Below are 10,611 nucleotides of genomic sequence, written 5' to 3'. Positions count from 1 at the left end.
CGCCGTCGCAGCACCCGCGAAGACGAGCACGAAGCCGAGGGCAAGGCCCCCAGCGACACGCAATGTGCGTCGTTCCGCGCGGGCGAACATGTCAGGTCTCCCTTACTTGGCACTCATCACGGCCAGCCATTCGTCGATCCAGGCCTTGCGGTTCGCGGCGACCTCGTCCGACGGCATCAGGAAGGTCTTTTCCGGCTTGACCAGCGCGTCGAAGGCGGCGGGCAGCGGGTCCTTCGTCTTGGCGGCCGGCATCATCCAGTTGGTTTCCGGAATGATCGACTGGAAATCCGGGCCGGTCATGAAGGTCAGGAACTGACGGGCGAGGTCCTTGTCGTGCGAGGTCCGCGTCAGGCCGGCAACCTCGATCTGCACATAATGGCCCTCGGAGAAGGCGGCCGCCTTGTAGCGCTCGGTCTTTTCCGCGATCACGTGATAGGCCGGCGAGGTCGTGTAGGACAGCACCATCGGCGCCTCGCCCTTGGTGAACAGGCCATAGGCTTCCGACCAGCCGGGCGTGACGGTCAGCACGCGGTTCTTCAGCTTGCCCCAAGCTTCGCCGGCCTTGTCGCCATAGACGGATTTCACCCAGAGCAGCAGGCCGAGGCCGGGCGTCGAGGTGCGCGGATCCTCGATGACGATCTTCTGCGACGGATCGCCCTCGACCAGCTCCTTGAGGCTCGTCGGCGGGGTTTTTACCGTCTCGGTGTCGTAGACGACGGCGAAGTGGCCGTAGTCATAGGGCAGGAACGTATCGTCGGAAAAACCGCCCGGCACGGTCAGGCCTTCCGGCGAAAGTCCATGCGCCTCGAAAAGGCCGGTCGCCTTCGCTTCGGTGATCAGGTTGGTGTCGAGCCCGAGCACGACATCGGCCTTGGTGCCCTCACCCTCGAGCTTCAGGCGCGTCAGAAGCTCCACGCCGTCGGCAACGCCGACCCACTCGACCTTGCAGCCGCAGGTCTTCTCGAAGTCTTCCTTGACCTTCGGGCCGGGGCCCCAGTCGGAAACGAAGCTTTCATAGGTATAGACGGTCAGCGTCTTTTCCTGCGCGAAGGCGGGCAAAGCGAGGGAAACGGCGAGCGCCGCGAGAGAGGAAAGAACTGTCTTGCGCATCCGCGCCTCCTTGTTTCGTCAAAAACGGGAATAGGGCGCTGGATTGTGCCGTCTAATCCCTCCGCCGGTACAAACCGGATCAGGTTCTTCGGGTTGGCGGCAAGGCCTCTCAGCCCGCAAACCTGCGGGCACCCCGTTAGAGCGAAAAAAGGCATAATCCCGGAAACGTCGCGGCGCAAGGGGTGGGGTGCAGCAGGGCGGCGGCCTGTTCCATCGGAAACAGCGCCGCACGTGAGGATATGAGACCTTCCAATCACCGGATGAGAGAGGCTCATCTTTAACCGATCAGGAGAGACCCCATGCGCAAGTTCATCGTTTCCGCCACCGTTGCCCTCGTCGCCGCCGTCTCGTTCGCGGCCCCCTCGCAGGCCGGCTACTACAGCTACGACTACCAGCCCACTTGCTTCATCAAGAAGATCAAGTCCTACGACTACTACGGCAATGTCGTCATCAAGCGCATCAAGGTCTGCCGCTAAGCGACCCGCAACTGACCTCCCCGAAGGCCCGGATGTTCCCCTGCATCCGGGTCTTTTGTCTTATGCGCCCGGTGGCGCGCTACTCCGCCGGTTCCGTCGCAAGCCGTGCCTCGCGGCTGCACACTGCGCGATACCAGGCGTAGGAGACGATCGCCATCAGGCCCATTGAGGGGATGATGGTGCCGAAAGCGAAGAGCGGCATGCCGATGGCGGCGGCGATCAGGCCGGCGAGGAAGCCGGAGCCCATCTGGATGAAGCCCATGGCGGCGGAAGCGGAGCCGGCGATATGGGGGAAGGGCTCCATCGCGGCTGTCATCATATAGGGCATGACGAAGGCGATGCCGAAGGCATAGAGGCCGACCGGACCCATGACGCTGAGGAAGGTCGGGGTTTCCAGGAGATGGGAGGCGAGCGCGATGAAGATGCTGGCGACGCCGATGAAGGAAAGACCGGCCGGAACGAGCCGGTCGGGCGCGAATGTGCGCATCAGCAGGCGCACGACGACCGTGCCGGCGAAGAAGAAGCCGGACTGCATGAGCATGCCGACACCGAATTGCGTGGGCGTCAGGCCGACGCGGTCGATCAGCACGAAGGGCAGCATGGTCGCCTGGCCGTAGAGCGCGCCGACGGCGCCGGCCATGACGAGCGTGGCGGAGACGAAGCGGCGGCTCATGACAAGTTCGCCATAGCCGCGCAGGATCGGGCCGATATGACCCTTGGCCGGATCGGGCGTGGTCGTCTCGCTCATGCAGAAATAGACCGCGCCGCAGGCGGCGAGCGCAAAACCGACCATCAGGAAGAAGATCGACCGCCAGCCGAACAGGCCAAGTGCGAAGCCGCCGAGCGTCGGCGAGACCGCCGGGCCGATGGCAAGCATCATGCCCACCATGTTCATGATGCGGGCGGCCTTGGTGCCGGTGAACTGGTCGCGCACGATGGCGCGCGAGACCGTCATGCCGACGGAGGCGCCGATGCCCTGCACCAGGCGGCCGGCGAGCAGTACGCCGACGGATGGCGCGAAGGCGGCCATCAGGCTGCCGACGAGATAGACGGACATGAAGATCAGCGTCGTCTTGCGGCGCCCCAGCACATCCGACGTGGTGCCGGAGACCAGCTGGGCCAGCGCGAAGCCGGCGAAATAAAGGGAGAGCGTGAGCTTGATCGCCGATTCCGTGGAGGAGAAGGCATGCACCAACTGGGGCATGGCCGGCGTATAGAGCGCCATGGAGACCGGGCCGAGCGCCACGAGAAAGGCGCTGATGATGCTGGTGCGCCGCTCGCTCATGCGCGGCAATGTCATTGCGCCAGTTCCTTGACGAGGCTCAGCGCGGCGCTGTCTTCTTCCAGGGCGGACAGATTGGCACGCAGCCGCTTGAGCTTTTCGCGCATGGCTTCGAGGTCCTGTTCGCCGATGCCGCTCGTCACATGCTGCATCAGTTCGATCTGTTCGTCACGGATACTGCCGATCAACGCGCCGGCGGTCGATGTCGTATAGATCAGTTTGGCGCGGCGGTCGGTGGGGTCCGGGCGGCGCTCGATGAAGCCGAGGCTCTGCAGCCGGTCGAGATAGGTCGAAAGCGTCATTGGTTCGATGCCCATGCGCTGGGCGATGTCGAGCTGGCGGCTGCCTTCCAATGTGGCGATGCGCACCAGCGTGCGCGCCTCCCCCGGCGTCAAGCCGAGACCGGCGGTGGCGATGCGGCGCTCGAAGGCGCTGCGGAGCATGCGGGCAACGTCGATGAGGACGAAACCGAGGGCGTCGGGATCGGGTTTTAATGGCATGATTGCTTTCTGGGTTATGTAAGTTTACCTTACTATGCGCGCCCGAAATGGACAACCGTCAAGCTAGAGCGGTAGTGCATGGCTGCTTTGCGAAACGGCAAATGTGCCCTTGACGAAACCGTTGCCGCGGGCTGGAATGCCTTGAGATTCAAGGGGATTCCTTCATGACCGGTTCGATGCTATTCGGCGCCTTCATGGCTGCTCTGCTTTACGTGCTTATCCCCGGCCCGGCGTTTCTCGCCCTACTCGGCATCGGGGCCGGGCAAGGCCGCAAGGCGGGCGCGCTTTTCATGGGCGGACACCTCGCCGGCGATCTCCTGTGGTCCACATTGGCGCTCGTCGCCATCGTCGGCGCCAAGACGATCGGCACGATGGTGTTCGATGTGCTCGGTCTGCTCTGCGGCTTCTATCTCGCCTGGATCGGCTGGTCGGCGCTGCGCGCCAAGCCGCGGCAGGACGGTGCCGCCGTCATGACCGTGGAGCGGCCGCTGCGCCGCGGCCTGGTCTTCGGCCTCACCAATCCCAAGGGCTATCCTGTGGCGCTGGCGACCTTCACGGCACTGCTTGCCGGCTCGTCCAATGCGCTGGATTTCGATGCGCTTCCGGCGCTGCTTGGCGTGTCCTTCTTCGGCTTCCTGATGGCGGATATCATCCTGATCGGCATCATCGGCGCCGGCATGGTGCGGCGTTTCTACCGTCGTCACGAGCTGGCGATCGTGCGCATGTCGGGCCTGCTCTTCATGGGTTTTGCCGTTCAGGCGGTGTGGCATGCCGCGCCCGGCCTGCTCGGCTGGCGCAAACCCTAAGCGATCACCGCGGGGAAGCGGATCGTTACGCGAAGGCCACGGTCGTTTGCGCCGCTTTCCAGCGCCATGGTCGCCTCGAACAGTGTTGCGATCTCCTCGACGATCGGCAGGCCGAGGCCCATGCCGGGGGCATCGCGGTGTTCGCCACGCGAAAATCGCTGGCGCACGAGACTGCGGCGCTCGGGCGCAATACCGGGGCCGTTGTCCTCGACGGTCAGCAGCACGGCATCAGCGGCCCGGCGCACGCTGACCGTCACCATCGGGCCGTCGCCGGCATAGGCAAGGGCATTTTCCACGAGGTTGCGCAGCAGTTCGCCGAAAAGCAGCGGCTCGGCGCGGGCGAAGACGGGGCCGTCTCCCTCGTAGCCGAGATCGATGCCGGCTTCGGCAGCCGATGGCACGCGCTCGGCGGTCAGTTGCTGGGCGAGTGCCGCGATGTCGATCGGCGCCGGTTTCTGCGGCTCGTTGGAGCCGGCGGCATCGATCTTCGCCATCAACAGGAGCTGGGCGAGGATGCGCTCGGCGTGTGCGACGGCGGCGTCACCCTTGCGGGCGGCTTCTTGTGCCTCCTCCAGCGTGCTCGCCCGGCCGGCAAGCGCCAGCTGCGTGCGGATGATGGCAAGCGGCGTCCGAAGCTGATGGCTGGCATTGCCGGAAAAGTGCCGGAGCGCATCGAGTGCCGATTGCAGGCGCACCATGAAGGAATTGACGGTCACGACCAGGCCCTGCACCTCGCTCGGCACACGCTGTTCGATCGGGTGCAGGTCGTTCGGGTTGCGCTCGGCAATCGCATCGCTCAGCCGGTAAAGCGGGCGCAGCGACACGGTCACGGCGATCCAGACGATGGTGGCGGCACCGGCGATCATCATGGCAAGCCGCAGGGCCGAGCGCAGCAGGATCGCCTGTGCGAGCTGGCGCCGCGCGATGGTGGTCTCGGCGACCGTCACGGCGAAGGGGACGGAATTGATGCCGGTCGAGGCGGAGCGTTGCAGCACGGCGATGCGGATCGGTTCGCCCCGGAAGGTGGCATTCTGGTAGGCGGTCGACTGTCCCCGCATGTCGAGGATGGTCGGCAGGGTCTGGTAGCCGGTGATGAACTGACCGGGCGGACCGTCGACACGGTAGAACACACGGTCCTGCGCCGCCGAGGTCAGCATTTCCAGCGCGACATAGGGAATGTCCACTTCCAGCGCGCCGTTTTCCGTTACCACGACGCGCTCGGCGATGGCGAGTGCGGAGCCGGCCAGCACGCGGTCGGAGACGACATTGGCGGTCTTCACCGCCTCGCGCCAGGTATCGATGAGCGCGACGACGCCAATGACGGCCGTCGAGACGAGCAGCCAGGCGAGCAGGCGGCGGCGCAGCGAGGAGGCGGGAAGGAGGGTCAAGCCGCGCTAGCCTTGTCGAGGTAGTAGCCGATGCCGCGCGCGGTGCGCACGGTCAGGCCGTGCGGCGCAAGACGCTTCCTGAGCCGGCTGACATATTGCTCGATGGCATTGGCGGAGAGGTCGTCGTCGAAGGCGGCGAGCGATTGCATGATCGCCTCCTTGGAGACGACTTTTCCCGCGCGCATGAAGAGAATTTCCAGGAGGCCGACCTCGCGGGCCGGAATATCGAGCGGTGCGCCATCGGCGGAGAAGGTGCGGGAATTGAGATCGAGCGCGATGGCACCATAGGTGATCGCCGATGAGCGCAGGCCGGCCTGCCGGCGCAGCAGCATGCGCACGCGCGCCTCGAATTCCGAGATGTCGAAGGGCTTGATCATGTAGTCGTCGGCGCCGAGGTCGAGGCCGCGCACCCGCTCTTCCGGAGCGCCGCGTGCCGTCAGGATCAAGACGGCCGCCTTGCTTAGTCGGGCGCGCATGGCGCGCAGCACGTCGAGCCCGTCCATTTCGGGCAAGGTCAGGTCGAGGATGACGAGGTCGAAATTTTCCGACGCGATGGCGGCATCCGCCGAGGTGCCGTCGCGCACCACGTCGACCGCATGGCCCGTGCCCTTGAGGATCGCGAAAAGGCCATCCGCCAGAGCTTCATTGTCCTCAACCAGTAGAATGCGCAAGTCTGTCGTCCTCCCAGCACGACCTTAGCCGTGGCAGGCGGGCTTGTGAACGGCCTTGCGCTTTGGCAAGGTCGCGCCATGCGTCTTGTCCTCACCCTTCTCGCGCTGGTTTCCGCGCCGCTCTCCGCCTTCGCCGATGCCACCTTGTTTCCGGCGCGCGACGGCAATGTGCAAGCGCCGGTCCTCCTCGTCTATTCCTCGCTCGACGAGCCGTTGGCCCGGCCGATGATCCGCGGGTTCCAGGAAGCCAATCCCGATGTCGCCGTGCGCTACGAGGAGATGCTGACCGGCGAGGTGCATGACCGGATCGTGCATGAGACCGATGCCGGCGAGAAGACCGCGGATTTCGCCTTTTCCTCGGCGATGGATCTGCAGGTCAAGCTCAGCAATGACGGCTATGCCCAGCGCAGCGACCTGCCGATGAGCGACCGCTGGCCGCAATGGGCCAACTGGCGCAACACCGCCTATGCGCTGACCTTCGAGCCGGCCGTCTTCGTCTACCACAAACCGAGCTTCAAGGGTCGCAAGCCGCCGGCCTCGCGGGCGGAGTTCGTGGCGTATCTCAAGAGCGAGGGCGAGAAGGTTTTCGGCCGCATCGGCACCTACGACATCGAGCGCTCCGGCGTCGGCTTCCTCTTCATGGCGCGCGACCAGGAACAGTTCGGCGATATCTGGACGGTGATCCAGGCGATGGGCGCAGCCGGCGTCAAGCTCTATTCGACCAGTTCGGCGATCCTCGAACGCGTCGCCGACGGCCGCTTCGTACTCGGTTACAATATCCTCGGCTCCTATGCCGCCGACTGGGCCTCGCGCGATCCGAATGTCGGCATCGTGCTGCCGAAGGATTATACCGTCGTCATGTCGCGCATCGGCCTCGTGCCGCAGGCGGCGGCCTCGCCGGAACTCGGCCGGCGCTACCTCGCCTTCTTCATGTCGAAGGAGGGGCAGGAGATCCTGTCGCGCGAATTGCAGATTGCCGCCGTCAGCCCCGATGTCTCCGGCTCCAACACGGCGCGCACCATGAGCGCGCTGCTTGGCGCACAGCTGAAGCCCGTGCCCGTCAGCCCCGGCCTGATGGTTTATCTCGACCAGGTCAAACGTGCCCGGCTGATCGCGCGCTGGAACGAGGTTCTGCGCAAGCAATAGCCCGCCAACTCTCGACAATACGTATCCGCACGCTACCATGTCAGTTAGATGTCAGCTTCTTGTGCTGGTTTAGGGCTCTTCATCGTCCGTGGAGGCGGACGGGAGATCGGGAGGAGACTTCAGCCGACAGTGATTGCGCCCGCGAACCGAACCGTTCGCGCGCCGCGGCTGCCTATCCCCCGCCATAGAAACGTGCGCGAAACCGCGCCTGACGGAGGACCGACCTTTGAAACATTTCTTCCTGGCATCCCTTATCGCCGGCGCCATGGCGCTTCCGGCCTTTGCCGCCGACTATACGATCATCGCGCCGGCCGGCCCCGGCGGCGGCTGGGACCAGACGGCCCGCTCGATCCAGACCGTCCTGCAGGATGAGAAGATTGCCGGCAGCGTGCAGGTGACGAACGTTCCGGGCGCAGGCGGCACCATCGGCCTTGCCCAGTTCGCCAGCCAGAACAGCGGCAACCCGAACGCCCTCATCGTCGGCGGCTACGTCATGGTCGGCGCGATCCTCACCAACCAGTCGCCGGTTTCGCTGAAGGACGTGACCCCGATCGCCCGCCTCACCGGCGAATACGAGGCGATCGTCGTTCCCGCCGCCTCGCCGATCCAGAACATGGAAGACCTGATCAAGGCCCTGAAGGCCGATCCGGGCGCCGTGTCCTGGGCTGGCGGTTCGGCCGGCGGCACGGACCACATCACGGCCGGCCTGATCGCCAAGGCTGCCGGCGTCGATCCGACCAAGATCAACTACGTCGCCTATGCCGGCGGCGGCGAGGCGCTGGCCGCCATTCTCGGCAACCAGGTGACCGCGGGCATCTCCGGCTACGGCGAGTTCGAAGGCCAGGTGAAGGCCGGCACGCTGCGCCTGATCGCCATCTCCAGCGACGCGCGCATCGAGGGTGTCGACGGTCCGACGATCAAGGAAAGCGGCCTCGACGTCGTCGTGCAGAACTGGCGCATGATTGCCGCCGCCCCGGGCCTTTCGGCCGAGCAGGTCACGGCGATCAACGGCGATATCGAGAAGATGGTCAAATCCGCCGCCTGGCAGGATATCTTGAAGACCAAGGGCTGGCAGGACACCTATCTTGCCGGTGATGCCTTCAAGGCGCAGCTCGACAAGGATGTCGCGGCCACCGAAAGCATCCTCAAGGATATCGGGCTCGTCAAATGAGCGAGGTTCCGTCCTCCCACCCGCGAGGAAAGCGCCGCCCTGACCGGGCGGCGCTGGTCATCGGGCCCGCGCTCCTCATCATCGCCGCCGTGATCTGGTGGGATGTCGCCCGCATCACCGCCGTCAGCAATGTCGCGCCCATCGGTCCCGCCACGGTGCCGCACTGGATCGCGATCGGCCTTGTGATCCTCGGCATCTGGACCATTATCGAGGCCTGGCGCGGCGATTTCCCGGTGCGCGAGCCCGTCGCCCGCATGCCGGTCATCTGTCTTGTCGCGGGCCTCGCCGCGCAGATGCTGCTCTTGAAGCCGGCCGGCTTCTCGATTGCGACCGGCCTGCTCTTTGCGCTCACCGCCTGCGGCTTCGGCCGGCGCAAGCTCTGGGCAACCATCCCCATCGGCATCGCGCTGTCCTTCGTCGTCTGGGTGATCTTCGCCAAGCTGTTGCAGCTGTCCCTTCCGGCCGGACCGCTCGAACGCCTGTTTTTCTAAAGGGGCGACGCCATGTCGACATTCGAATTCTTCTTTCAGGGCCTGGGCGTCGCCGTTCTGCCGATGAACCTGCTCTATGCGCTGATCGGCGTGACGCTGGGTACGGCCGTCGGCGTGCTGCCCGGCATCGGCCCGGCGCTCACCGTGGCGCTGCTCCTGCCGGTCACCTACAAGCTTGACCCGGCCGGCTCCCTCATCATGTTCGCCGGCATCTATTACGGCGGCATGTATGGCGGCTCGACGGCCTCGATCCTGCTCAACACACCGGGCGAAAGCGCCTCGATCGTCACGGCGCTCGAGGGCAACAAGATGGCGCGGGCGGGGCGCGGCGGACCAGCGCTTGCGACAGCCGCCATCGGCTCCTTCGTCGCCGGCCTCATCGCCACGCTGGCGCTCGCCTTCATCGCGCCCTTCATCGTCAAGATCGCGCTCGTCTTCGGCCCACGCGAATATTTCGCGCTGATGGTGCTCGCCTTCGTCACGGTGTCCTCGGCCTTCGGTGATTCCACCCTGCGCGGATTGACCTCGCTTTTCGTCGGCCTGACCTTGGCGATCATCGGCATCGACCAGCTGAGCGGCCAGACGCGCCTGTCCTTCGGCATTCCCGATCTTCTCGACGGTGTGGAAGTGACGACGCTGGCAGTCGCGATGTTCGCCATCGGTGAATCGCTCTACATCGCCTCCAAGGGCGATTCCGAGCCGGACAAGATCGAGGCCGTGAAGGGCTCGGTCTGGATGAACGCGGCCGACTGGGCGCGCTCGTGGAAACCCTGGCTGCGCGGCACCGCCATCGGCTTCCCGATCGGCGCCATGCCGGCCGGTGGCGCGGAGATCGGCACATTCCTCTCCTACGCCACGGAAAAGAAGCTGAGCAAGTATCCGGAGGAGTTCGGCAAGGGCGCCATCGAAGGCGTAGCCGGGCCGGAAGCGGCGAACAATGCGTCCGCTGCCGGTACGCTCGTTCCGCTACTGACACTTGGTCTCCCGACATCGGCGACGGCCGCCATCATGCTTGCCGGCTTCCAGCAATACGGCCTGCAACCGGGCCCGCTGCTGTTTGCGACCAATCCGCAGCTCGTCTGGGGCCTCATTGCCAGCCTGCTCATTGCCAATTTCATGCTGCTGGTGCTGAACCTGCCGCTGATCGGCCTCTGGGTGAAGCTGCTCAGCATCCCGAAGCCCTGGCTCTATGCCGGCATCCTGGTCTTCGCGACGCTCGGCACGATCGGCGCGAATCCGTCGGTCTTCGAGCTCGGCATGCTCTTGGCCTTCGGCCTGCTCGGCTTCGCCATGCGGCTGTTCGGCTATCCGATCGCGCCCGTCGTCGTCGGCCTCATCCTCGGGCCGATGGCAGAGCAGCAATTGCGCCGGGCGCTGGCGATCAGTCAGGGTGACGTGACGGCCCTGTTCATGTCGCCGATCGCCGTCCTGCTCTTCGGTCTCGCCTTCCTCGCCGTCGTCGTGCCGCTTGTCCTGCGCGCCCGCGGCCGGGGCGAAGTTCTCTCGCAGCTTGCAGCAAACGAGGACTAAAGTCTTTCCCAGAGGGCTGAAACAATGCAGGCCGGAAACG

At 65.3% G+C, this 10,611-nt stretch carries 11 protein-coding genes and 1 riboswitch; of the genes, 6 read left to right on the top strand and 5 right to left on the bottom strand.

Going from position 1 to position 10,611, the window contains the following annotated elements; translation table 11 throughout:
* Window positions 1–102: 102 nt before the first annotated feature.
* On the bottom strand, window positions 103–1,110 hold the full coding sequence (gene thiB / locus ACOZKU_RS15760) for a thiamine ABC transporter substrate binding subunit (protein ID WP_421579652.1): 1,008 nt from the start codon (window positions 1,108–1,110) through the stop codon (window positions 103–105).
* A gap of 39 nt (window positions 1,111–1,149) precedes the next feature.
* Window positions 1,150–1,256: riboswitch (TPP riboswitch) on the bottom strand.
* A gap of 153 nt (window positions 1,257–1,409) precedes the next feature.
* On the opposite strand from thiB, the gene ACOZKU_RS15755 reads away from it, so the two are divergent.
* Window positions 1,410–1,586, top strand: a complete 177-nt coding sequence (locus ACOZKU_RS15755; protein ID WP_244760111.1) for a hypothetical protein — start codon at window positions 1,410–1,412, stop codon at window positions 1,584–1,586.
* A gap of 79 nt (window positions 1,587–1,665) precedes the next feature.
* Here the strand turns inward: ACOZKU_RS15755 and ACOZKU_RS15750 are convergent, their stop codons facing one another.
* Both ACOZKU_RS15750 and ACOZKU_RS15745 read right to left on the bottom strand, forming a co-directional pair.
* Window positions 1,666–2,886 (bottom strand): multidrug effflux MFS transporter, encoded by a 1,221-nt coding sequence (locus ACOZKU_RS15750; RefSeq protein ID WP_421579651.1) that lies wholly within the window; start codon window positions 2,884–2,886, stop codon window positions 1,666–1,668.
* Window positions 2,883–3,368, bottom strand: a complete 486-nt coding sequence (locus ACOZKU_RS15745) for a MarR family winged helix-turn-helix transcriptional regulator (RefSeq protein ID WP_314089713.1) — start codon at window positions 3,366–3,368, stop codon at window positions 2,883–2,885. Before ACOZKU_RS15745 ends, ACOZKU_RS15750 begins: the two co-directional genes overlap by 4 nt.
* Before the next feature lie 164 nt (window positions 3,369–3,532).
* Between ACOZKU_RS15745 and ACOZKU_RS15740 the strand changes: the two genes are divergently transcribed.
* Window positions 3,533–4,174: a LysE family translocator gene (locus ACOZKU_RS15740; RefSeq protein ID WP_314089711.1), complete on the top strand. Its 642-nt coding sequence runs from the start codon at window positions 3,533–3,535 to the stop codon at window positions 4,172–4,174.
* On the opposite strand, the gene ACOZKU_RS15735 is transcribed toward ACOZKU_RS15740, so the two are convergent.
* Both ACOZKU_RS15735 and ACOZKU_RS15730 read right to left on the bottom strand, forming a co-directional pair.
* Window positions 4,171–5,562: a sensor histidine kinase gene (locus tag ACOZKU_RS15735; protein WP_421579650.1), complete on the bottom strand. Its 1,392-nt coding sequence runs from the start codon at window positions 5,560–5,562 to the stop codon at window positions 4,171–4,173. The two genes, ACOZKU_RS15740 and ACOZKU_RS15735, sit on opposite strands and share 4 nt — an antisense overlap.
* Window positions 5,559–6,233: a response regulator gene (locus tag ACOZKU_RS15730; protein WP_421579649.1), complete on the bottom strand. Its 675-nt coding sequence runs from the start codon at window positions 6,231–6,233 to the stop codon at window positions 5,559–5,561. The genes ACOZKU_RS15735 and ACOZKU_RS15730 overlap by 4 nt, the downstream gene beginning before the upstream one ends.
* A gap of 78 nt (window positions 6,234–6,311) precedes the next feature.
* On the opposite strand from ACOZKU_RS15730, the gene ACOZKU_RS15725 reads away from it, so the two are divergent.
* The 4 genes from ACOZKU_RS15725 to ACOZKU_RS15710 all read left to right on the top strand — a co-directional run bounded on the left by ACOZKU_RS15725 (window position 6,312) and on the right by ACOZKU_RS15710 (window position 10,571).
* A complete protein-coding gene (locus ACOZKU_RS15725) occupies window positions 6,312–7,379 on the top strand; it encodes an ABC transporter substrate-binding protein (RefSeq protein ID WP_421579648.1) in 1,068 nt (355 codons plus the stop codon).
* A gap of 226 nt (window positions 7,380–7,605) precedes the next feature.
* A complete protein-coding gene (locus tag ACOZKU_RS15720) occupies window positions 7,606–8,550 on the top strand; it encodes a tripartite tricarboxylate transporter substrate binding protein (RefSeq protein WP_314089704.1) in 945 nt (314 codons plus the stop codon).
* On the top strand, window positions 8,547–9,041 hold the full coding sequence (locus ACOZKU_RS15715) for a tripartite tricarboxylate transporter TctB family protein (protein ID WP_314089702.1): 495 nt from the start codon (window positions 8,547–8,549) through the stop codon (window positions 9,039–9,041). Before ACOZKU_RS15720 ends, ACOZKU_RS15715 begins: the two co-directional genes overlap by 4 nt.
* Before the next feature lie 12 nt (window positions 9,042–9,053).
* Window positions 9,054–10,571, top strand: a complete 1,518-nt coding sequence (locus tag ACOZKU_RS15710; RefSeq protein WP_421579647.1) for a tripartite tricarboxylate transporter permease — start codon at window positions 9,054–9,056, stop codon at window positions 10,569–10,571.
* Window positions 10,572–10,611 lie beyond the last annotated feature (40 nt).

The organism is Shinella sp. M31 (assembly GCF_049199205.1).
Classification (GTDB): Bacteria; Pseudomonadota; Alphaproteobacteria; order Rhizobiales; family Rhizobiaceae; genus Shinella.
Note: the sequence above shows the minus strand (reverse complement) of the source record. Positions and strands in the feature narration are given on the sequence as shown.